Source organism: Gottfriedia sp. NPDC058432 (assembly GCF_042721555.1).
GTDB lineage: Bacteria > Bacillota > Bacilli > Bacillales > Bacillaceae_G > Gottfriedia.
The window spans coordinates 37,489-59,265 of record NZ_JBHXLC010000016.1 but is presented as its reverse complement, the minus strand read 5'-3'; the positions used below and the strand labels follow the sequence as shown (position 1 = coordinate 59,265).

The 21,777-nt window shown below is 34.0% G+C and carries 19 protein-coding genes; 4 read left to right on the top strand and 15 right to left on the bottom strand.

What is annotated here, in order from left to right; translation table 11 throughout:
- The first annotated feature begins 47 nt into the window (after positions 1–47).
- Both ACFWM3_RS16285 and ACFWM3_RS16280 read left to right on the top strand, forming a co-directional pair.
- Complete coding sequence (locus tag ACFWM3_RS16285) at positions 48–500, top strand: MarR family winged helix-turn-helix transcriptional regulator (RefSeq protein ID WP_390312103.1); 453 nt, start codon at positions 48–50, stop codon at positions 498–500.
- A gap of 26 nt (positions 501–526) precedes the next feature.
- The gene (locus ACFWM3_RS16280) at positions 527–946 is read left to right on the top strand and encodes an organic hydroperoxide resistance protein (RefSeq protein WP_097976564.1); all 420 of its coding nucleotides are present in this window, start codon (positions 527–529) and stop codon (positions 944–946) included.
- A gap of 56 nt (positions 947–1,002) precedes the next feature.
- Here the strand turns inward: ACFWM3_RS16280 and ACFWM3_RS16275 are convergent, their stop codons facing one another.
- The 5 genes from ACFWM3_RS16275 to ACFWM3_RS16255 form a co-directional block, all read right to left on the bottom strand.
- A complete protein-coding gene (locus ACFWM3_RS16275; RefSeq protein ID WP_390312102.1) occupies positions 1,003–1,782 on the bottom strand; it encodes an ABC transporter permease in 780 nt (259 codons plus the stop codon).
- Positions 1,783–1,794: 12 nt separating this feature from the next.
- A complete protein-coding gene (locus tag ACFWM3_RS16270) occupies positions 1,795–2,517 on the bottom strand; it encodes a phosphate ABC transporter ATP-binding protein (protein WP_390312101.1) in 723 nt (240 codons plus the stop codon).
- Between the two features lie 243 nt (positions 2,518–2,760).
- Positions 2,761–3,561 (bottom strand): ABC transporter ATP-binding protein, encoded by an 801-nt coding sequence (locus ACFWM3_RS16265; protein WP_056471353.1) that lies wholly within the window; start codon positions 3,559–3,561, stop codon positions 2,761–2,763.
- 4 nt (positions 3,562–3,565) lie between these two features.
- On the bottom strand, positions 3,566–4,618 hold the full coding sequence (locus ACFWM3_RS16260) for a FecCD family ABC transporter permease (protein WP_390312100.1): 1,053 nt from the start codon (positions 4,616–4,618) through the stop codon (positions 3,566–3,568).
- Positions 4,615–5,616 carry a FecCD family ABC transporter permease gene (locus tag ACFWM3_RS16255; RefSeq protein ID WP_390312099.1) on the bottom strand — a complete coding sequence of 334 codons (1,002 nt, stop codon included), beginning with the start codon at positions 5,614–5,616 and terminating at the stop codon, positions 4,615–4,617. The genes ACFWM3_RS16260 and ACFWM3_RS16255 overlap by 4 nt, the downstream gene beginning before the upstream one ends.
- A gap of 165 nt (positions 5,617–5,781) precedes the next feature.
- Here ACFWM3_RS16255 and ACFWM3_RS16250 point away from each other — a divergent pair, with 165 nt between their 5' ends.
- Positions 5,782–6,741 carry an ABC transporter substrate-binding protein gene (locus tag ACFWM3_RS16250; protein WP_056471361.1) on the top strand — a complete coding sequence of 320 codons (960 nt, stop codon included), beginning with the start codon at positions 5,782–5,784 and terminating at the stop codon, positions 6,739–6,741.
- Positions 6,742–6,847: 106 nt separating this feature from the next.
- On the opposite strand, the gene ACFWM3_RS16245 is transcribed toward ACFWM3_RS16250, so the two are convergent.
- The 8 genes from ACFWM3_RS16245 to ACFWM3_RS16210 form a co-directional block, all read right to left on the bottom strand.
- Positions 6,848–7,387, bottom strand: a complete 540-nt coding sequence (locus tag ACFWM3_RS16245; RefSeq protein WP_056471363.1) for a GNAT family N-acetyltransferase — start codon at positions 7,385–7,387, stop codon at positions 6,848–6,850.
- A 183-nt stretch (positions 7,388–7,570) separates the two neighbouring features.
- The gene (locus tag ACFWM3_RS16240) at positions 7,571–8,686 is read right to left on the bottom strand and encodes an RNA-guided endonuclease InsQ/TnpB family protein (protein WP_390312097.1); all 1,116 of its coding nucleotides are present in this window, start codon (positions 8,684–8,686) and stop codon (positions 7,571–7,573) included.
- Positions 8,687–9,251: 565 nt separating this feature from the next.
- Positions 9,252–9,953 (bottom strand): response regulator, encoded by a 702-nt coding sequence (locus tag ACFWM3_RS16235; RefSeq protein WP_056471366.1) that lies wholly within the window; start codon positions 9,951–9,953, stop codon positions 9,252–9,254.
- Positions 9,919–11,553 (bottom strand): ATP-binding protein, encoded by a 1,635-nt coding sequence (locus tag ACFWM3_RS16230; protein ID WP_390312095.1) that lies wholly within the window; start codon positions 11,551–11,553, stop codon positions 9,919–9,921. The genes ACFWM3_RS16235 and ACFWM3_RS16230 overlap by 35 nt, the downstream gene beginning before the upstream one ends.
- A gap of 69 nt (positions 11,554–11,622) precedes the next feature.
- A complete protein-coding gene (locus ACFWM3_RS16225; RefSeq protein WP_390312129.1) occupies positions 11,623–13,128 on the bottom strand; it encodes a tripartite tricarboxylate transporter permease in 1,506 nt (501 codons plus the stop codon).
- A gap of 46 nt (positions 13,129–13,174) precedes the next feature.
- Positions 13,175–13,627, bottom strand: coding sequence for a tripartite tricarboxylate transporter TctB family protein (locus ACFWM3_RS16220; protein WP_056471373.1), 453 nt, complete (start codon positions 13,625–13,627; stop codon positions 13,175–13,177).
- Between the two features lie 64 nt (positions 13,628–13,691).
- Positions 13,692–14,711, bottom strand: a complete 1,020-nt coding sequence (locus tag ACFWM3_RS16215; RefSeq protein WP_390312094.1) for a Bug family tripartite tricarboxylate transporter substrate binding protein — start codon at positions 14,709–14,711, stop codon at positions 13,692–13,694.
- A 456-nt stretch (positions 14,712–15,167) separates the two neighbouring features.
- Entirely contained in the window at positions 15,168–17,555 is a 2,388-nt protein-coding gene (locus ACFWM3_RS16210; RefSeq protein ID WP_390312093.1) for an immune inhibitor A domain-containing protein, read from the bottom strand.
- A gap of 220 nt (positions 17,556–17,775) precedes the next feature.
- On the opposite strand from ACFWM3_RS16210, the gene ACFWM3_RS16205 reads away from it, so the two are divergent.
- Positions 17,776–18,360, top strand: coding sequence for a DNA-3-methyladenine glycosylase (locus tag ACFWM3_RS16205; RefSeq protein WP_390312092.1), 585 nt, complete (start codon positions 17,776–17,778; stop codon positions 18,358–18,360).
- A gap of 90 nt (positions 18,361–18,450) precedes the next feature.
- Here the strand turns inward: ACFWM3_RS16205 and ACFWM3_RS16200 are convergent, their stop codons facing one another.
- Positions 18,451–20,097 (bottom strand): glycerol-3-phosphate dehydrogenase/oxidase, encoded by a 1,647-nt coding sequence (locus tag ACFWM3_RS16200; RefSeq protein WP_390312091.1) that lies wholly within the window; start codon positions 20,095–20,097, stop codon positions 18,451–18,453.
- A gap of 139 nt (positions 20,098–20,236) precedes the next feature.
- Complete coding sequence (gene glpK / locus ACFWM3_RS16195; protein WP_390312090.1) at positions 20,237–21,727, bottom strand: glycerol kinase GlpK; 1,491 nt, start codon at positions 21,725–21,727, stop codon at positions 20,237–20,239.
- Positions 21,728–21,777: the final 50 nt, after the last annotated feature.

The window sequence follows — 21,777 nt, the reverse complement described above, 5'->3', positions numbered from 1 at the left end:
GTGTCATATTAAATTGTGCACAATAAATATAGAAGGATGTTGATTGAATGAATAAAGAAAATCAGCTTTTGCTCGAGAATCAATTATGCTTTTCAATTTATGCTTGTTCTCGAGAAATTACGAAATTATATCGCCCAATCTTAGATGATATCGGTATAACGTATCCGCAATATCTTGCATTGCTTTCGCTTTGGGAAAAAGACCAACAAACTGTTAAAGAACTTGGGGAAACTCTTTTTTTAGACTCAGGAACTCTTACACCAATGCTAAAACGGATGGAATCTGCCGGACTAATTATTCGCAAACGTGATTCGAGTGATGAGAGAAAAGTATTTATTACATTAACTGAAGAGGGTACTAAATTAAAAGAAAAAGCTTTTTGCATCCCTGAGAAGTTTTTCAAGGAAAGTAATGCTTCTCAAGAGGAGTTTTTAACAATATTAAATCAAACAAAGGCTTTATTAAAGAAAGTTCAATCTGCAAATGAAAATAAAAAATAGATCATTAATATTAAGGAGAGATTGTAATGGAAAAATTATATACTGCTACAGCAACTGCAACAGGTGGACGTGACGGAAGAGTTATTTCATCAGATGATTTTATTAATTTATCACTTAAACCACCAGTGGAATTAGGCGGACCTGGTGGAGCAACGAATCCTGAACAACTGTTTGCAGCTGGTTATTCAGCTTGCTTTGACAGTGCATTAAATTTAGTAGCTCGCCAACAAAAAATTAAACTAGAATCTACATCAGTAACTGCAAACATAACAATCGGTAAAGACCCTGCTGATGGAGGATTTAAATTAGCTGCTCAGCTTGATGTAAAAGTACAAGGTGTTCCAACAGAAGTAGCCGTAGAACTAGTAAAAGCGGCACATGGCGTTTGCCCATATTCAAAAGCAACTAGAGGAAACATGGACGTACAATTAAGAGTAATCGGATAATATTTAATATAAAGGGAGAAGGAAAAATTTTCACTTACCTCCTTCTCCCTCTATTCTTATCCTTGTTCTATGATCGTTTCATACTTCAGTGAATCGTCTTTTGTGAAGAATTTTCTATAGGATAGAAGTGTTGAGGAGAATACACTAATTGCAATTGCACCAATTAAAATGCATTCTATTAGCAATTGATATTTAATCGCATATAAAGGACTTATTCCAGCAAAGATCATTCCTGTCATCGAACCTGGTAAAGTAACAATTCCTACAGTTTTAGCTCGATCAATTGATGGAATTAAGGCAGCTTTAATTGAATTTTTTATGACATTATTTGAAGCTTGTTTAGTTGTTGCACCTAAGCATAATGCAGCTTCAATTTGGTTTTTATTTGCCTGAATTTCAGCTCTAAGTCTTGTTAATGCTAAACTATTTGCATTCATTGATGTGCTAATAATCATACTTGATATTGGAATAACATATTGAGCTTTTAAAGCAATTTTGTTTGCTACCAATACGACTCCTAAAGAAATCATGACGCCTAGTAAAATACTAATAAATGAAATAAAAAATGCGCCTTCAATCTGGTGAGACCTTTTACTAGAAGTATAAGCGCCGAATAAAATCATACAAAATAAAATAATGATTACAACTAATAAATGTTTAACTTGCAGTATGTATTCAAGTACATAGCCCATAATCATTAATTGAATGACTGTCCTAACTGAAGAAATGCCAATGTCTTTTTCAACACCAAGCTTTTGATAATAAGACAATCCAATAGCAATTATGATCAATAGAAATGTCAGCGATACACCTGTTATTTGCAAATTCCCTTCCATTTCCCCACCTCTTTAAGCAATTGTAGAAAGAAAATCTTTCCCTAATTCAGTGCGTGGATTATTAAAAAATTCATTAACAGGACTCACTTCTACTAATTTCCCGTCAATAAGTAACCCTACTCGATCAGCTATTTGTTGAACTAGATCCATATTATGTGTAACAAGAATAACTGTTAGATTTTCTTCTCTTTTTAAAGTTACTAGAAGCTCCTGAATATGTAGAGTCGATTGAGGGTCTAATGCTGAAGTAATTTCATCACATAATAAAATAGTTGGTTTCATAGCTATTGCTCTTGCGATCGATACTCTTTGCTGTTGACCAATCGAAAGCGTTAAAGCATTTCGATCAAGTAATTTCGTCTCTAATCCTACTTTTTCTAATAAAGATTTCGCTAGTGTTTTGGAATCTGTCTTATCATAGTTTCCAGTTAATTTGAGTCCAAACAAAATATTATCCTCTATGCTCCCTTCAAATAATGAAGGAGTTTGCAGGATCATTACTGCATTTTTTCTTAAATTTTGAGGAGTCATTTTGTAAATTGATTGTCCATTTAAATGAATATCACCTTTGCTAATCGACTGTAATCGATTTAAAGTCCGGAGCAATGTCGATTTCCCTGCCCCTGAAGTTCCAATTAAACAAAAAATTTCCCCCTTATTCGTTTGAAAAGTAATGTTTTTAAGAATTGAACTACCAAGAATATCTACACTTATATTGTTAATTGATAATGTCATTCTATTTCACCTCTTTCTAAATGAAAGGTGTCCCATACTTGGACACCTCAGACTGTTGACAAACGCTCGCTTTCTTCGTTGCTTCGCCTGTCTGCGGTGCTCATTACCGTCTAAGGTAACTCCGCTCCTCACCAGTCTTCACGCCTCGAAAGACAAGCGCTTGCAATCAGTCTGAGAATCAAGCTTTTAGTACTTTGTCTACAAACTAAGGTGTCCTATATTTGGACACCTTTTTAGAGTTGATTAAATTATTTTTCTTCCTCGCCCATGAGGTATACACAGTGGCGTTCCGAATAATGGATCCTTCACAATATCGCAGTTCATACAGAAAACGTCACAGATTAAGTTCTGATTAATGATTTTTTCTGGGTCTCCTTCTGCGTAAACTTCACCATTTGAAATCGCAACAACATTGTGTGCATATCGACATGCTAGGTTAATATCATGTAGTACCATAACAATTGTACGCTGTTCTTTTTCATTTAATTCGTAAAGTAAGTCTAAAATCTCGATTTGATGTGTTAAATCCAAATAGGTTGTTGGTTCATCTAATAGGATTGTATCTGTGTCCTGAGCCAATGTCATCGCAATCCAAGCACGTTGACGTTGTCCACCAGATAATGAATCGACTAATTGATCCTTTAATTCATACATATTTGTAATTTTCAAGGCATGATTTACTTTTTCTTCATCTTCTTTTGACCATTGTTTTAACCAAGTTTGATATGGATATCTCCCTTGTTTTACTAATTGAAAAACTGTTAAACCTTCAGGTGCAACAGGACTTTGAGGTAGGATTGAAAGATTACGTGCAATTTCCTTTGTAGGTCGCTTACTTATTTCTTTTCCATCAAGTAAGATGGTTCCACTTTTTGGTTGAAGTAATCTTGCAAGTGAACGAAGTAATGTTGATTTTCCGCACCCATTAGCTCCAATTAGAACTGTGATTTTTCCTTTTGGGATTTGAAAATTTAATTCGTTTATAATTGTTCGATCATCATACGATAACGTTAATTTTTCTGTTTCGATTGCGCTCGTTGACATCTTATCACCTTTTTCCAGTCTTAAATAATAAATAGATAAAATATGGTGCACCAATTACGGCAGTAAATACACCAGCTGGTATTTGAATTGGACTAAATACCGTTCTTCCGATTGTATCAGCCACTAATACCATGATGGCACCGATTATTCCAGATAAGGGAATCAATGCACCGTAAGAAGCACCAACTATTTTCCGAGCAATATGGGGTGCAATTAATCCAACAAATGCGATTGCTCCTGCAAATGCAACTGCACCAGCTACTAATGCTGTACTTATAAATAACAAGATTAGTCGATTTTTTTCTACTTGAACACCTAAGCTTGTTGAAACTTCATCTCCAAGTTGTTGCGTATTGATTTGTCTAATAAACGATAAAGCTAACACGATAAAAATTAGAGTCCAGACTGTAATGATTTTAACCTGTTCCCAGTTCGCTCCATATACGCTCCCGGTTAACCACATATTCGCTTCAGTTGCTCTAAAAATAGGTCCAATAATCATAAAGAATGAAGTTGTCGCTTGAGCTAATGCCGAAAATCCAACTCCTACTAAAACTAATCTTAATGGCCTTAATTCCCCATCCTTATAAGCAAAAGCATAGGCAAATACTAAACTGATGATGGCACCGATAAATGCCGCTAATGGTAGCCATTTTATACTTACTGTTAATTGATTTGTTCGATCATTACTAAAAATGGCTAAAAATAATACAACGGCAGCACCTGCTCCACCTGTTATCCCAAGAATATCCGGAGATGCTAGTGGATTTCTAACTAACCCTTGAATAATCGCTCCAGCAATCGCTAAAGAAAGCCCAGCAAAAATTGCAATGATGATTCGAGGCATTCGAAATGCTTGAATAAATAATTCATCTATTTTTTCACCATCACCAAAAATAACAGATAATACTTTTGGAATAGAAATGTAACGGTCACCTAGCGTTAAGCTCACTATAAATGAACTGATCAGTAAAAGAAGTGCAATGATTAAAACGGAAAATAATTGCTTGTTAAATAGTAGTGAAAAATACTTGTTTCTTAATTTGAGCATGTTCATTTTACTGTACCGCCTTTTCTTGCTAAGTAAATAAAAAATGGTGCACCAATAACTGCGGTCATAATACCAACTGGCGTTTCTTCTGGCATTAATATGTAACGCGATCCTACATCAGCTAATAGAAGTAAAATTGCTCCGAAAATACCGCAAAATGGAATCATCCAGCGATAATCATTTTTAACGAACATTCTAACTATTTGAGGAACAATGATACCAACTAATCCTATTGGTCCTGCTATACTTACAGCACCACCTGCTAGAATGATCACTAATACGACTAATGTCGTCTTTAATAAAGCTGTATTTTGCCCTAATGCTCTAGATACATCTTCTCCCAGCATGAATGTGTTAATCTTTCCACCAAGTGCAAGTGAGATCACCCAAGCTATTACGATATATGGTAGTACCATATGTAAAGAATCAAGTGAACGACCTTGAACTGAACCTGCTAGCCAAAATAGAACTTGCTCTAGTACTACTTCATTAGTTACTAGTAAGCCTTGGGTAATTGAGCTAAACATAGCTGCAATTGAAACACCGGCTAGTGTTATTTTTAATGGTGTCGCTCCGTCTCGCCCTATTGAACTTAACCCAAATACAAATACCGCTGATAATGTAGCTCCTATAAATGAAAGCCATATAGTCGCATTAGGTGATTGTAAATGGAAAAATGTAATACTAAGTACAATCATCATTGAGCTACCTGCGTTAATTCCTAGAACGCTAGGTGATGCTAAAGGATTTTTCGTTAAAACTTGCATAAATAAACCGGCGATTGCTAAGCTTGCTCCTACTATTGAAGCAATAATCGCTCTTGGTAACCGAACATTTTGAATAATTAACTGTTCATTTGATCCATCAAATTGTGTAAATGAATGGATTAAACTTGTAAAACTAGTATCCGTATATCCTAGTAAAATACTAGAAAAAAAACAAATTACTAACAATAAAATACAAGCTACTAATACGATAACTCTTGATCTTAGGTGAATTAGCATTTTATATCTCCTACTATTCTATTCTCTTCTAATAGTCTAAATGATACGAATTATCAAGTCAATGAGAATGATTTTCATTTTCTTATTGACTTCTAATCAAATCTTAATCTATAATACTACCGAGAGAATTGATAATCATTATCAACTAAAAAGGGAGAACATTCTATGAACAAACTAAAATTTTCTTCACTAATTGCTCTATTCATAGCAGCAATTATGGTATTAGGTGCTTGTGGTACAAAAAAATCAGATGAAGCTTCTGGTAGTGAAAGTAAAAAAGCAAATACAATTACGATTGAGCATGCAATGGGTACGACAAAAGTTCCTGTTAATCCTAAAAGAGTTGTTATTTTAACAAACGAAGGAACTGAGGCTTTACTAGCATTAGGTGTGAAACCGGTTGGTGCTGTTAAATCATGGACAGGAAATCCTTGGTACGATCATATTTCTAAAGATATGGATGGCGTAGAAGTTGTAGGTGTGGAAAGTGAAGTTAATCTTGAAAAAATCGCTGGCTTAAAACCAGATTTAATCATTGGTAATAAAATGCGTCAAGAAAAAGTATATGAGCAATTAAGTGCAATTGCACCAACAGTTTTCGCTGAAACATTACGTGGAGATTGGCAAGAAAATTTCAAATTTTATGCAAAAGTATTAAACAAAGAAGAACAAGGCAATAAAGTATTAGCTGATTATACAAAACGTGTTAATGATCTAAAAGCTGAATTAGGTGATAAAGTAAATCAAAAAATTTCAATGGTCCGTTTCATGGGTGCTGATGTACGAATCTATCACCAAGATACATTCTCTGGTGTAATACTTAAACAATTAGGATTCCAACGTCCAGAGGAACAAAATGCTCCTGATTTTGCTGAAAGAGGCGTAACAAAAGAACGTATTCCAGCAATGGATGGAGATTACATATTCTACTTTACGTTTGATGACGGTAAAGAGTCTGGATCTAAGCTTGAAAAAGAATTTACAGAAGATCCTTTATTTAAAAAGTTAAATGCTTCTAAAAATGGACATGTCATTAAAGTAAATGATGTAACTTGGAACACTGCAGGTGGAATCAAGGCTGCTTACTTAATGTTAGATGACATTGAAAAGACTTTTATTAAATAATAGAATTTAAAAAGGTTTACCTTTATTGTCAGATTGAATGACAATTTAGGTAAACTTTTTTTGTTTAAGTTGGGGTCTGGCCTATTACCATTCCTGCAATACTTGCTTATCCCGCTTTCCCTGCATCCTTAGCATTTCCTGCAATTAGCGTAAGCATCATATGCTCTTGGTCCCAATATTCATTGTTAAATTTTAAACTATTAGGTGTTTTAGCGAATGTTTTGAATCCTAGTTTTTCGTATAGTTTTTTTGCTGTTTCGTTTCCTTCTATGATATTTAATGTAAGTTGTTCAAGTCCTAAGCTTTTTGCTAAATGGATTGCTTCTTCGATTAGAAGATAGCCTGCCCCCATTTTACGAGCTCTGGTAGATACATAGACAGACTCTATCTTTCCTTTGTGCTCTGCTTTAACCTTTTCAAATGTTTTTAAAGTGGTTACTCCAATTAATTCACCTTTGTCAGTAAATGCACCGATTGTATAATTTTTATCCTTATCTAAGATTTCTGCTTTGTATTCAATAGGGTCATCTTGATCAAGTATTTCATCCATAGTGGTACTAAAAACTTCAGGATTCTCTTTTAAACCTTCTAAACGAATATTAAGATAGATTTCTGCATCTTCTTTAGTTAATAAACGTATCTTCATACTTATCCCGTTGCCAAAAAATTATAAAAACTAATAAACATCTATTATTTTTATAAATTTGTTTTCTTCCCTGTTCTACGTGTTCGATTTCGCTAGACTATAGCTAATCTCGTTTGATATAACACTCCAAGGGCGTAAATTCGGATACAACGAATCCTACATATTAACAATGACATTTAGTTGTCAAATTGCTAATTCATATCGTGACAAGTTGATTGCTGCATTTAAGTCTCTATCCATTTTATGACTGCATTTACAACTGTATAAACGATCAGATAGCTTTATGTCATTTTTAATGCTTCCGCAACTTGAACACATTTTAGAAGAAGGATACCATTTATTAGCTTCTACAAACTCAATCCCGTATTTTTCACATTTATATTGAACTTGTCGTTTAAATTCGTACAAACATTGTTTCGCAATCGCTTTAGCCAAATGCTTGTTCTTCATCATTCCTTCGATGTTTAAGTTTTCCATTACTAAACGATATGGCTTGGTTTTCACAATATCGTTTGAGGATTGATGGAGATGATTCATTCTAATATTTGATAATCTTCTATGTAAGTGTCGTATCTTCTTTTCGATTTTTATAATGTTGCCCGTTTTGACGAAACGGTTTCCCTCCTTATTCTTATTGTATTTACGGGAAACTTGACGCTGCAACCTACGTAGTCGTTTCTCCGCCTTCTTTACTGATATCGTTTTATTAATGTTTTTCTTCTTCTCCCCATCAGAACAAATAGCTAATTTATTTATTCCAACATCTACCCCAAGTGAGACATCTGTTAATTCAACAGTTGGTCTCGATGTATCAATTCCTACTGAAAGATACCAATATTTCCCGTCAAAACTAATCCTAGGATTAAAGTATTTTTCGTTTGGAATTGTTTCAGAGGTTACTGTCCAACCGACTTTCTCAATTAATACTTTATTTCCTTTTACTTTCAACTTTACATTATCGTTATAGAAAGAAGCTTTAGATTTTCTGCTACTTTTGAATCGTGGTTTATGAGTTAGCCCTTCGAAAAACCTCTTATAGGCATCACAAAGATCTTTAATTGCTTGTTTCGTAATATTGTTAGATACTTCATATAGCCAAGCAAATTCATCTGTTTGTTTTAAAATTGTCAATTCTTTTCTAAGTATTCTATCTGAAATAATTTCCCCACCAATTTTATAATTTTCTTCTTGCTTCGCTAAAGCCCAGTTATAGGCCCATCGAGCTGTACCTACTGATTTCCATAGTTGTATTGTTTGTTCCCTAGTTGGTTTCAATCTCACTTTCTTAGCAAGTATCATTTTCTATTAACTCCTTATTTCTTTAGAACATTTTATTGCAACTTCATATGTGTCACATAAATATCCTAATCGAATTAAATATTTTTAATAGAAAATAATAATTAAGTTGTTCTTGCGAATTATATTGAGCACCGCCTACGGAAACACGATAAGGTTCAATTTTATTAGTGTTATCCCAGTTTCTAGGTGTCTGTTCTGCTCTTCCTAAATTTCTGACAAATTCGTCAATCGAATAAGTTTTCAACCAAATCACCTCATATATATTAAAACATGACAAGTGATTTCCATTACCGATAAATTGTGCCATTTTTGTAAACTAAAACTAACTGTTATTAACCTCCGTAGTTCTTGCAAAGTATATTTTATATAACAAATGCAAGGTTTTCAACGCTTTCAAAATCCAGACTCTAGTAAACTCCCATTGTCATAAACTTGTAAAAAACATAAAAAAACGCTTGTACACCAAGCGTTTAGACGATCCTCTTATCATGATTTTTCACAATTCCTGTTACAGAAATGTTAGGTTTGTCATAGTCATTAAGTAAACTTTACTAAATCACACAATCTAGTTTTTTATTAAATAAACTCTTTCTGGCCTTCCGATTGTTCCGTACGCTAAATCGGCTAATACTTTTCCTTCAGATACTAGATATTCTAAATATCGTCGGGCAGTTGTTCGACTAACGCCAATTTCTAGCCCTATATTCTCAGCAGTCATTCCATTATGAACTTCTTTTATCGCAAATAACACTTTATCTAAAGTAAGTCGATCAATTCCTTTAGGGTATATACTTTGCTCTTCAATTATCGAATTATTTTTTCCGATTAAACCATCTATTTCTTCCTGAGTTAGATAAGCACTTTTTGATTGTAGGCTTTGCACTTTATTTGAATAATTTACATAACGAATTAGAGACTTTTTAAAACGATCAAAAATGACTGGCTTTATAATAAAATCAAATACACCATAATGTAAGGCCTTATTAACTGAATCGATTTCTTTGGATGCTGTAATCATAATCACATCTGCTAAAATTGAATGTTTCTTCATCCATTGTAAAAAATCTAAGCCATTCATATCTGGAAAATAAACATCTAGTAATACTAGCTGCGGTTTTAGAATCTCAATTAAATCAACTGCTTCTTGGTAATTTGTCGCAATACCAATTACACTAAACCCTTCAATTCTTTCAATAAATCGTTGATGAATTTCTGCAATTCTACTATCATCTTCAACTATTAACACTTCTATAAAATTCTTTTTCATCGTATCTGTTACTCTCCTTTTGGCGTTTCGGAATGGCAACAATAAATGTAGTTCCCCCATGTTCATTTGAATGAAAAGTAATTTGTCCGTTTAATTTATGGAGTAATCTTTGAACTAGGTGAAGTCCAATCCCTGAGTTTTTAGATTTCTCCTTAGAAGTAATACCATATTCAAAAATCTCATCGATTAATTCTTCAGGGATTCCATTTGCATTGTCCTCAATTTCAATCACTAAATCTTCACCTAAATCAGTAAGAAATAGTGAAACAAGCTTTTCTGATTTATTCGTTTCTAATACTGCATCGAAAGCGTTATTTAATAGATTTCCGATTATGGTTATTAAGTCTTCCCGATTTATTTCTTTTGGGACATCAGCAAAACTACTATTATAATCAATGTTAAAGTCTACTTTTAACTCATTAGCTAAACTTATTTTTCCTAATAGAAGTCCTGCTACAACCGGGTCTGAAATTTCTTCCATAATAAAATGGATAATATTTTGAGTTATATTTGATTCCTTTGAAATTAATTCAATCGCTTCTTGATAAGATTCAAGCTGTATTAAGCCTAAAATCGTATGTAACTTATTCGAATATTCATGTGCCTGTGCTCTAAGGCCTTCTGAATACGCTTTGATTTGTGATAGTTCATTTAGCAATTTATTCAATTCTGATTTTTCCCTAAAGGTTGTTACAGCTCCAACAATTTTAGAATTCACTCCAACAATCGGTATACAATTAATAATCATTACTTTTTCATTTATTAAAAACTCTAAATCATAAATTGGCTTACCAGTTTCAACTACTTTCTTCAGATGTGAATTATGCAATATGTCTTCGATTTTTAATCCTCTAAGCTTTAAATTATTAGGAATTGAAAGTACTTTATGAGCATTTTCATTTACTACCGTAATCTCTCCATATTCATCAATTGCAATGATCCCTTCATGAATGGATTCTAAAATTGCATGTTTTTCTTTGTACATCCTTCCAATTTCTTTCGGCTCCAATCCAAATATCGATTTTTTAATATTAAATGATATTAAAAAAGCTACTCCTATGCCAAGTAATAATATGACAATACTATTTTTTATTAGTTTTTTACTAAACGCTTTTGCCTCATGATCGATATCTTTTATTAAGTAGCCTACAGAAACAACTCCAATTACTTTACCATTATCATCAAAAATAGGAGTTTTTCCCCTTAAAGAAGGACCAAGTGTACCAGTCGATTCTGATACGATTTCCTGTCCCTTAAATACTTTATCATTATCCCCGCCAACCATTTTCTTACCAATTAGCAATGGATTTGGATGTGAATAACGTACTTCATTTCTATTTCCTACAACAATAAATTCCGCTCCAACTTTCTCTCGGATCTTTTCAACGATTGGTTGAACGATCCCCGATGGATTTTCACTTAGAAATGCTTCACGAACTACTGGCATATTTGCCACTGTTTGAGAAATAGCTAAGGCCTTTAGACCCTTTTCATGTTTAAGGTTTTTTAGAAACATTTCTTGAGATACTATTTCAAAAACACTACTAATCACTAGAATGAGTACAGAAATAAAAATGATCAACTTATAATGTAAACGCATAAAATTTCCCCTTATATTTTTATAATAATCAAAAAACTCCTTTTATTAAAGGAGTTTTGTTAGAATATTTTAAGCTTCTACATTAATCACTACTTCTTTACCTTTCAATTTAATAATAATTGGAATGAGAATCCAAAGTACACCAATGATTAAAAATACTAATGAGATAGGATGAGTAAAGAAAATACTATAATCACCATTTGATACAGTTAAAGCTCTTCTTAAATTATTTTCAATCATTGGTCCTAAAACGATTCCTAATACTAATGGTGCGATTGGAAAATCATTTTTCGAAAGGAAATATCCGAAAATACCACATGCTATTAATAGAAGTAAATCATTTACAGATACTTGAACGGCATAAACACCAAATATTGAAATGGCTACAATTAGTGGCAATAAATATTTCTTCGGCGTTTGAATAATCTTTGCAAATATTTTTACTAAAGGCATGTTTAAGATAATAAGCATTACGTTACCGATAAACATACTTGCAATTAATCCCCATGCTACGTCAGGATGTTCATCAAATAATAGTGGCCCTGGTTGTATGTTATACATCATCAAAGCACCCATTAAGATTGCAGTTGTTCCTGAACTTGGAATCCCTAAAGTTAATAAAGGAATCATCGCTCCTCCAGACGCGGCATTGTTTGCTGACTCAGGAGATGCAACTCCTGCAATAGTACCAGTTCCAAACTTTTCTGGCGTTTTACTAACCTTCTTTTCTAAAATATAAGCAAAAAATGAAGCTAAAATAGCACCCGCTCCCGGTAATAAACCGACGAAAAATCCTAAAACAGAGCCCCTAGCAATCGGTGCTACACTTTCTTTTAATTCTTCTTTAGATGGTAATAAATTATTAATCTTTGCCATCTCGCCATCTTCAATTTCATTTTCAATAATTGTTTTAAATACTTCCCCTAGTGCAAATAATCCTACCGCTATTGTTAAAAATTCTAACCCTTGATAAAGCCATGGAATGTCATATGTAAAACGAGAAACTCCTGATACGGAATCAATTCCGATTGTAGCTAGTAGTAATCCTAAGATCGTCATAATTAATGCTTTTGTTACCGACTTTCCTGCTAGTCCACTTACTGCACATAAACCAAGAAGCATTAATGAAAAGTATTCGGCTGGACCGAACTTAATTGCTAATGCCGATAATGGTTTTGCTAATACGATCAATGCAATAAGAGTAAAAATCCCGGCTACAAATGAACCAATTGCTGCGATTGACAAAGCACTTCCTGCTCTACCTTTTTTAGCCATTTGATAGCCATCCAAAGTCGTCACTACAGAAGACGATTCACCTGGAGTATTTAATAAAATTGATGTAGTAGAACCACCATACATAGCACCATAATATACACCAGCTAATAAAATAATTGCACTCCCCGCTGCTTGCTCAGGTCCTAAAAAACCAGTAACTGAAGCAGTAACAGGTATTAATAAAGCGACCCCACTCATTGGCCCAATACCAGGTAATACCCCTACTGCTGTACCAATTAATACTCCGGCAAAAGCAAACAATAAGTTGTACCATGTAAATGCAGTTTCAAATCCCTGCATTAAATATTGAAAAGTACTCAAGTTAATAACTCTCCCTTCTTTTTTCTTAAAACCAAATTGACCAAACAGGTAACGTACCTTTTAAAACATCGACAAAAATAAAATAAATAATGAGAGAGTAACCTAATGAAATCGAAAGTGATTTTATCCAGTTTCCACGCTCCATTGTTTGAATTGCAACAATCAGGAATAAAAACGAACTAATAATAAAACCGATTTTCTCAAGTAAAAGTGCATAAAGAATAGCTGAAACTAGGATGATAAAAAATTGCTTATAATTATATTGAACTGCTTCCTTTTCTTTTTCCTTATAAGAAAATGTTTCGTAAAATAACCTAAAGCTTAATAGGGACAATGCACAGCCAAGTATAAATGGAAAAACGTTTGGGCCAACTACACTTCCATATGCAGTAGCTGCTATATTTCGACTTTCGATAATAAAAGTTATACCTGTAATAAGAAAGATGATAGCTGCTAATCGATCAAATTTTTTATTCATGTATCTCACCTCTTTATGTTCAGTAATGGAAAAGAAGGAGTGTTTTTCCCCTTCTTTATTTCAACTATTTATTCATTCCTAATGCTTTTAATAAATCTTGAACTTGTGTTTCTTGATCTGATAAGAATGAATTAAATTCTTTACCATTTTTATATTCCGGCTGCCAGCCTTGCTTTTCTACTTCTTCTTTCCATTCAGCTGTCTCAACTAATTTTGAAATTGTTTTTTCCCAATATGAGTATGCGTCCTTAGACATTTTCTCTGGTCCAAAAACCCCACGCCAAATGATAAACTCGGCATCTATTCCTTGTTCTTTAGCTGTTGGAAACTTAGACAATACATCTCCTTGTAAACGTTCAGGTGATGTTACTGCTAAAACTTTAACTTTACCTGATTTAACAAACTCAAGCGTACTAGAGACATCGGTCGAAATGACATCCGCGTTATTCCCTAATAATGCTGTTATTGCCTCTGAACCACCATCATAGGAAACATACTTAATTTTAGTAGGATCAATACCATATTTATAAGCCGGTAATATTCCGATTAAATGATCCATAGAACCAGGTGCAGATCCACCAGCTAAAGTAATATTCTTTGGATTCTTTTTCATATCATTTAAAAGTGATTTTAAATCTTTATACTTAGAATCAGCTTTTACAACGATTGCACCATAATCCTTTGTTAGCTGAGCTAAAGGTGTGCTATTTTTATAGCCATATGGACTATTTCCCTCTTTTTTCAAATTGTTAATAATAATAGGTGGTGAGTTTACGAATAATTTTTCATTATTGGCTTTATCTTGTGTAGCATATTCAGCCATGAATACCGTACCGCCACCGCCTGGTTTATTTTCTACCGTCATAGGTTCTTTAACAAGTTTTGTTTCACTTAATACTTTAGTGAACGATCTTGCCGTTAAATCCCATCCGCCACCTGCTCCAGATGGTGCTACAACCGAAATTGCCTTATTAGGATAATTTGAGCTATTACCTCCCGTCGAAACACTACTACTTTTACAAGCAGCAAGACTTACCGCGATTAAAGAAGTCATTACGAACAAACTAGTCTTTTTAAATTTCACCTATAGTTCCTCCCCTTTTGGAAACGCTTTCTAATACAAGTATTATAATTTAATAATTCTGAAAAAAGTTTTTATGAACGTTAAAGACGTAAAGTCCATTAAAACCATTTTGTTCATAAAAACCACGATAAAAAAACTCGCTGATTTGGGAGCATTTAGGCGAAGACAAGGGCGCAGTTGGAATTAAACTTAATTCCTAAAATTTGAAACTACATTGAGTCCCCTACTCATAACTGGATCATGAGTAGCTATAAACACTAGAAGACGGAAATAACTTACTCATAACAGGTTCATGAAGAACTTGATACGCTCGATTTTGAAAATTACTTACTCATAACAAGCTATAATTGAAATTAACCAAGATATTCATTGACATACTCATTTTCCGGCCAGTCTAAACACAAAAAAAAGAATAAGAGCCTGATAATATATCAGACTCTTATTCTTTATACTTACTTATTTATGAATCCAAACAGCACCAGCTGAATTATCTTTTGCTTCCCCAATAACTTGGAATTTTAATCCGTAGTTAGGTACTTTTCTTCCTGCATCTGGAATTAAAGTATTTTGGTAACTATGCGAATCATCAAACTCTGTTACACCAGGTAAACCAGCATAATCAAAGATCCCACGAGATGGTGAGTTAAAGTAAAATTCAGGAGATTTGTCGTAACTGAAAGCTGCGTCAGCTACTTGGTAACGAGTACTTTGTGATACTGATGGTTTACCATTTAATGTACCAACCATAGCTTCTGGGTGAGCATCTACAACACCTAAGAAACCTTCACCTGGGTGAACACCTGTCCAGTTATCTGTGTAGCTATCATCACCATACCAAACTACTAAACCAGTATTATACTTAACTCCGCGAGCATATTCTAATGCTTTATCAGAGCCAGCATAGTTTCTCCACTCTAGGTAGTAGTAGTGATTTTTAAAATCAGTTCCATTAGATACAGTTGCTTTGTCTAATGTAAATGCTGGCGTCGTTTCCGCACCATCAGTAAATTTAACTGTGCCATCAACAGTTAATTTTGCTTCGTCGAAAGCAAATCCTGCCGGAGATAGTCCACCATCAGTAACATATTCAAATTGAACTTTTACATTTTTGCCTTTGTAAGCAGACAAGTCATAAACTTTATCTACCCAAAGTCCTTTCGATGTATCAAGTCCACCTGCAATATTTTTAGTACCAATTGTATCGATTGTCGCAAGTTTAGTACCTGTTGCTGCATCTAATACATTTACATACAGATAGTCATAATTGTATTCAACTTCATAGTTTGCTTTTACAGCGAAGCTTGCATTTGTAGCTGCTGTTAAATTAAATACTGGTGAAGTCATCGTAGTATGGAGGTTATCTCCTTTTGCACTATAGTAATACTTAGCACCAAATTGTGGTTGAATTTTACTTTTTACTTCTTTCTTTGGTAAGTTAACTTTTACTACACCTGGGTTATTAGATTTAGTAACACTTTGGTCAATAAAAGTAGCAATACCTTTTTCGTCAATATCCTTATAATCTACTTCTGTCACATTAGCCCAGTTTCCACCAATTGTTTTTTGGAAATACTCTTTATTTTGCGGTGAAAAACTTGTAGGCGTCGTTCCTGCGATTGCTCCGTTCCAACTACCGCCACTCATAACTGACCAAGAAGCAATTGGCTCACCATTACCTGAATACTGAGTATCGTACTCATCTGGTAATCCTAGATCATGACCAAATTCGTGAGCGAATACACCAACTGCTCCATCTTCTGGCTCAATTGTGTAATCATATGCAGCCATCAATCCGCCCCAATATGGAACCTTTGATTGTGTTCCTGGGAAAGAAGTTACACCATTTAAAGTCCAACGATGTGACCAGATTGCGTTATCACCTAACTTACCTCCGCCAGCTTCTTGTCCAGTTCCAGCGTGAAGTACCATTAAATGGTCTACTAATCCATCAGGCTCATTAATGTTGCCATCACCATCAAGATCATAAATATCTAAATTATCAAAATCAGCTAAGTTTATGCCTGAATCAATTGCAGCACGTAATGATTCTTTAACTAAATCACGAGGACCTTTTGGGTTTAAATTATCATGTCCACCAGAAGGACTATCATCACCATATTCAGCTGCTTTTCCACTAACCGCTAACCAGTCTGTAACTGTACCTTTTACAGTATAGCTTCCACCAGATTGTTCTTCATAAAATTGTTTAAAAGTTTTTACTTTTGAACCATCGTTTAAAGTAAATTCTTTATCTCCGAAAAGCATATCTTCATAATGCTTTTTGCTAAAATCGTCAGTGTACATATACCCTTCTTGTTTATCAATATTGTTATGTTTGAAATCAGCAAATTCAGTTAAGATTACTAATACTTTATCTTCACGTACTCCGCCGTTATAGCCAGCTTGTTTTGCAGAATCAACTTTTACTACACCATTTGGTTTGCCTTTTTTATAGTTTTCGTGGCCTTTATTTAATTGTGATAAAAGTTGAGCTTTACGTTTTTCTAGTGTTGCTCTTTGTTTATCAGCAATTTCCGACTGTGATTGTGCTTGAACTTTCTCTTTATATTCACCTTGTTTTTCTTTTATGTATGCTTGTACTTTTTCTTTAGCTACTTCAGCACTATCAGATTCTTTGATCTCGCCTCTGTCTCTTAAAGCTTTTTCTAATCTTTCTTCATCCACTACGTTTAAATCTAAATAAGGACTTTCTACTAATTGCTTACTTTCACTTTCAGTAGGAATTGCTGCTTTTGAAGTAACTCCAGTTGAAAAAATGGACATACTTAATGCTGTAGCTAGTGAGACACTCGATAATACCTTCCAGTAAGATGGTCTTGCCATAAATCTACACCCCTTTTCAGAATCTTCTAACAATAAGTAAATAGTACAAGTTTGAAGGGGGTTGTACAATGAGTAATTATGAATATTTTCTAATAATCTGTTTAATATATTTAATCTAATTTTAATGTAATTCTAATAATAGAAATAGGTAAATAGTCTTATTAACATGACAAATTAATACATTTTCTCTATTTATAAAACAATTTTCGAGGAGTTACTTATGAATTCGACATTAAAACAAGATTTCTTTTTTAAACCATCTATACAAGTAGCAAAGGACCTTTTAGGTCATATATTAGTTCATAATACTGATGAAATGGAACTTTCCGGAATAATTGTAGAGACCGAAGCATATATGGGTCCAGAAGATCGTGCTGCACACAGTTATCAAAATCGACGTACGAAACGAACAGAAATCATGTTTCACGAGGCAGGTTATATCTACACTTATCAAATGCATACCCATACTTTAATTAATATAGTTTGTGAGGAAATCGGCCTACCACAGGTAGTATTAATTAGAGCATTAGAACCTGTGAACGGGATTGAAAAAATGATCGAATTTCGAAAAAATCAGCCTATCTCTAATTTAACGAATGGACCAGGTAAACTTACAAAAGCATTGAATATTACGATGGAGTCTTATGGAAAACCAATTTGGCTGCCACCTGTTTACATCAAGGAAGGAATTAAACCAGAACATATTAGTAGTGGTCCTAGGATTGGAATTGAAAACACCGGAGAGGCACGGGACTATCCTTGGAGGTTTTGGATTACGGATAATAAATTCATATCTAAAAAATAAGAATACCCAGACTGTTGATCAACGTTCGCTCTTGGTCAGTCTGGATTTTCTTATTTATGCAGTTTCTACTTTTATTAATCGCTTTTAAAATCATTCATTAGAAGCAGTAATTGCATTTTTTATTTGCTCTTCCAATTCCAAACTGTATTCTACGATTTGGTATTTGCTCCAACTTAATCTATTCGCCATATAACGAATCACTTCGTCTTTATACTCATTAACAAGATCAATATGAAAATATAAAAATCCAGTTCTCCTAATAAAAAAATCGACTGGTTTAACAATCATTTCTTTTTGAATTCCATATTCTAGTTGTAAAAATAATGATAGTGGTAGATTAGTATCATTTTTCAAATCACTAAATGATATATTCATTAAATGCTCTATATTCGATCCATATACTCTACTTAATCTTTTATATTCCGATTCACTTAATCCAATTGCGATACCAGCAGAAGAAAATCGTTTTTTAAAATAATTAAATCCTTTTGATCCCCCAACATCTCCACCTGAAATTGGTAAATTTTTAGTCAGACATTCTCTAAATCTATTGTCATTGTCTTTTAAAATTAGGTCTACAATTGTCTCCGCCATTTTACGATATCCTGTTAACTTTCCCCCGGCTATTGAAATTAACCCAGAGGATGATTCCCAAATCTCATCTTTTCTAGATATTTCAGAAGGATCTTTACCTTCTTCAAAAATTAAAGGACGAATGCCAGCCCAGCTTGATTCAACGTCAGTATCTTCTAGTTTTATCGTTGGAAACATATATTTAACGCAATTTAAAATATATTCCCTATCTTCATTACTTACTTTAGGATTAGAGGTATCCCGATCAAAAAATGTATCCGTTGTACCAACATATGTCTTTCCATCTCTTGGAATTGCAAAGACCATTCGACCGTCTATCGTATCAAAATAAACAGACTGATTTAATGGAAACTTTTTATGATCTATAACTAAATGAACCCCTTTCGTTAGTCTAAGATTTTTATCACTTTTTAATCGTTCCATTTCCCTAAGCTGATCAACCCATGGTCCGGTTGCATTAACAATCCTCTTTGCGCGAATTGTAAAAGGTACTTTCGTTAATAAATCGATTGCTTTAGCGCCTACTATTCTATTATTTTCATAGATGAAATCAGTCACTTCTACATAATTAATTGCCTGTGCTCCATATTCAACTGCTTTTTTTATGACTTCGATTGTAAGACGCGCATCATCCGTTCGATATTCAACGTAATATCCTCCAGCTTTAAGTCCCTCCTTTTTAACTAGCGGCTCCTTTTCGATCGTTTCTTTTCGATTTAAAATCTTCCTTCGTTCATCTTTTTTCACACCAGCTAAGTAATCATATAATCTAAGGCCGAGAGAAGTAGTAAATTTACCAAAAGTTCCACCTTTATAAATAGGCAGTAACATCCATTCAGGTGTAGTTACATGGGGTCCATTTTCATAAACAATTGCTCGCTCTTTACCAACCTCTGCTACCATTTTAAATTCATACTGTTTTAAATATCGCAAACCACCATGAACTAGCTTAGTTGAACGACTAGACGTACCTGAAGCAAAATCCTGCATCTCAACTAGGGCGGTACTCATCCCTCTAGTCGTTGCATCAAGTGCAATACCACAACCTGTTATTCCTCCACCAATTACCAATAAATCGAACTCTTTTTCAGCTAATGCTTTCTTAATCTTTTTTCTATTTAAACTCGAAAATTGTTCTTCCATTGTAAAACCTCACTTCAACAAATTTTCTAGTTGTTTTAAAAAGCTGGCATAAAAGAAATCAATCTAAAATTAAAAAAGGACCGCTACAATTACAGATGTACGTAGAAAGGTCCTAGAATTTTGAAATTAAGTGTGTAACTTATTTAAATGCTAAAGCTGCATTAACTGCTTTTTTCCAACCTGAATATAGTTCATTACTTAATTCAGTTGTCATTTGCTGCTCAAAGCATCGATCCATATGCCATTGCCCAGCTATTTCTTCTTGGTTTTTCCAAAATCCAACTGCTAAGCCAGCCAAATAAGCCGCACCTAAAGCTGTTGTTTCATTTATAACAGGTCGCTCGACAGGTACATTCAAAATATCACTTTGAAATTGCATTAAGAAATTATTCCTAACTGCTCCACCGTCTACTCGTAACGTTTTTAAAGAAATAGTTGAATCCGCCTCCATTGCTGTAAGCACATCTTTTGTTTGATATGCAAGAGCTTCTAATGTAGCACGGATAAAATGTTCTTTAGATGTACCTCTCGTTAAACCAAATACTGCGCCACGGACTTCACTATCCCAGTAAGGTGTACCTAATCCTACAAAAGCAGGTACAACATAAACTCCCTCAGATGAGGTTACCCTAGTGGCATATTTCTCACTATCTGCTGCATTTTTAATCATTCTTAAACCATCACGTAACCATTGAATAGCAGAACCCGCTACAAATATACTCCCTTCAAGTGCATATTCAACTTTTCCGTCTATTCCCCATGCAATTGTAGTTAATAATCCATGATTTGACTTAACAGCATGATTTCCTGTATTCATAAGCATAAAACAACCAGTTCCATATGTATTTTTCGCCATTCCCTTTTCAAAACAAGCCTGACCAAATAAAGCTGCTTGCTGGTCACCAGCTATGCCAGCAATCGGAATCTCACTTCCAAAAAAATGATAACTTACAGTATTAGCATATACTTCTGAAGAAGGGCGGACACTTGGAAGCATACACTCTGGAACATCTAACATTTTCAATAAATCTTTATCCCATTTTAAGTCATGAATATTATACATCATTGTTCTAGATGCATTTGAATAATCCGTAACATGTGCTCTCCCACCAGAAAGCTTCCACACTAACCACGTATCAATGGTTCCAAATAATAAATCTCCTGCCTCAGCCTTTTCTCTAGCACCATCAATATGATCAAGAATCCATTTTACTTTCGTACCAGAAAAGTAAGCATCAATTAATAGACCTGTTTTTTCGCGAACTATTGAATCATAACCTTTGTTTTTCAGTTCCTCACAAATTTCAGCTGTTTGTCTTGATTGCCAAACAATTGCATTATAGATTGGAGCCCCTGTATGTTTATCCCAAACGACAGTCGTTTCACGTTGGTTAGTAATACCAATTCCACTAATTTGATCATGACGAATATTTGATTCCGCAAGGCATGTTGCAATCACCGCATGCACCGAACCCCAAATCTCATTTGCATTATGCTCGACCCAACCTGGCTTTGGAAAATATTGAGTAAACTCTTTTTGAGCTGTATGTACAATCTTACCTTTTATATCAAACAAAATTGCTCTTGAACTAGTCGTCCCTTGGTCAAGTGATAAAATATATTTTTCCATCCCAAATGACCTCCTTACTATCATTTTATGTAGGTGTAATTTAAAAATGC

Bases quoted from the DNA above. Each gene is read 5' to 3' on its own strand.
- ACFWM3_RS16285 (WP_390312103.1), top strand. From the start codon at position 48: ATGAATAAAGAAAATCAGCTTTTGCTCGAGAATCAATTATGCTTTTCA.
- ACFWM3_RS16265 (WP_056471353.1), bottom strand. From the start codon at position 3,561: ATGTCAACGAGCGCAATCGAAACAGAAAAATTAACGTTATCGTATGAT.
- ACFWM3_RS16200 (WP_390312091.1), bottom strand. From the start codon at position 20,097: ATGGAAGAACAATTTTCGAGTTTAAATAGAAAAAAGATTAAGAAAGCA.
- ACFWM3_RS16280 (WP_097976564.1), top strand. From the start codon at position 527: ATGGAAAAATTATATACTGCTACAGCAACTGCAACAGGTGGACGTGAC.
- glpK (WP_390312090.1), bottom strand. From the start codon at position 21,727: ATGGAAAAATATATTTTATCACTTGACCAAGGGACGACTAGTTCAAGA.
- ACFWM3_RS16245 (WP_056471363.1), bottom strand. From the start codon at position 7,387: ATGAAGATACGTTTATTAACTAAAGAAGATGCAGAAATCTATCTTAAT.
- ACFWM3_RS16210 (WP_390312093.1), bottom strand. From the start codon at position 17,555: ATGGCAAGACCATCTTACTGGAAGGTATTATCGAGTGTCTCACTAGCT.
- ACFWM3_RS16205 (WP_390312092.1), top strand. From the start codon at position 17,776: ATGAATTCGACATTAAAACAAGATTTCTTTTTTAAACCATCTATACAA.
- ACFWM3_RS16235 (WP_056471366.1), bottom strand. From the start codon at position 9,953: ATGAAAAAGAATTTTATAGAAGTGTTAATAGTTGAAGATGATAGTAGA.
- ACFWM3_RS16220 (WP_056471373.1), bottom strand. From the start codon at position 13,627: ATGAATAAAAAATTTGATCGATTAGCAGCTATCATCTTTCTTATTACA.
- ACFWM3_RS16250 (WP_056471361.1), top strand. From the start codon at position 5,782: ATGAACAAACTAAAATTTTCTTCACTAATTGCTCTATTCATAGCAGCA.
- ACFWM3_RS16225 (WP_390312129.1), bottom strand. From the start codon at position 13,128: ATGCAGGGATTTGAAACTGCATTTACATGGTACAACTTATTGTTTGCT.
- ACFWM3_RS16275 (WP_390312102.1), bottom strand. From the start codon at position 1,782: ATGGAAGGGAATTTGCAAATAACAGGTGTATCGCTGACATTTCTATTG.
- ACFWM3_RS16230 (WP_390312095.1), bottom strand. From the start codon at position 11,553: ATGCGTTTACATTATAAGTTGATCATTTTTATTTCTGTACTCATTCTA.
- ACFWM3_RS16260 (WP_390312100.1), bottom strand. From the start codon at position 4,618: ATGAACATGCTCAAATTAAGAAACAAGTATTTTTCACTACTATTTAAC.
- ACFWM3_RS16270 (WP_390312101.1), bottom strand. From the start codon at position 2,517: ATGACATTATCAATTAACAATATAAGTGTAGATATTCTTGGTAGTTCA.
- ACFWM3_RS16240 (WP_390312097.1), bottom strand. From the start codon at position 8,686: ATGATACTTGCTAAGAAAGTGAGATTGAAACCAACTAGGGAACAAACA.
- ACFWM3_RS16255 (WP_390312099.1), bottom strand. From the start codon at position 5,616: ATGCTAATTCACCTAAGATCAAGAGTTATCGTATTAGTAGCTTGTATT.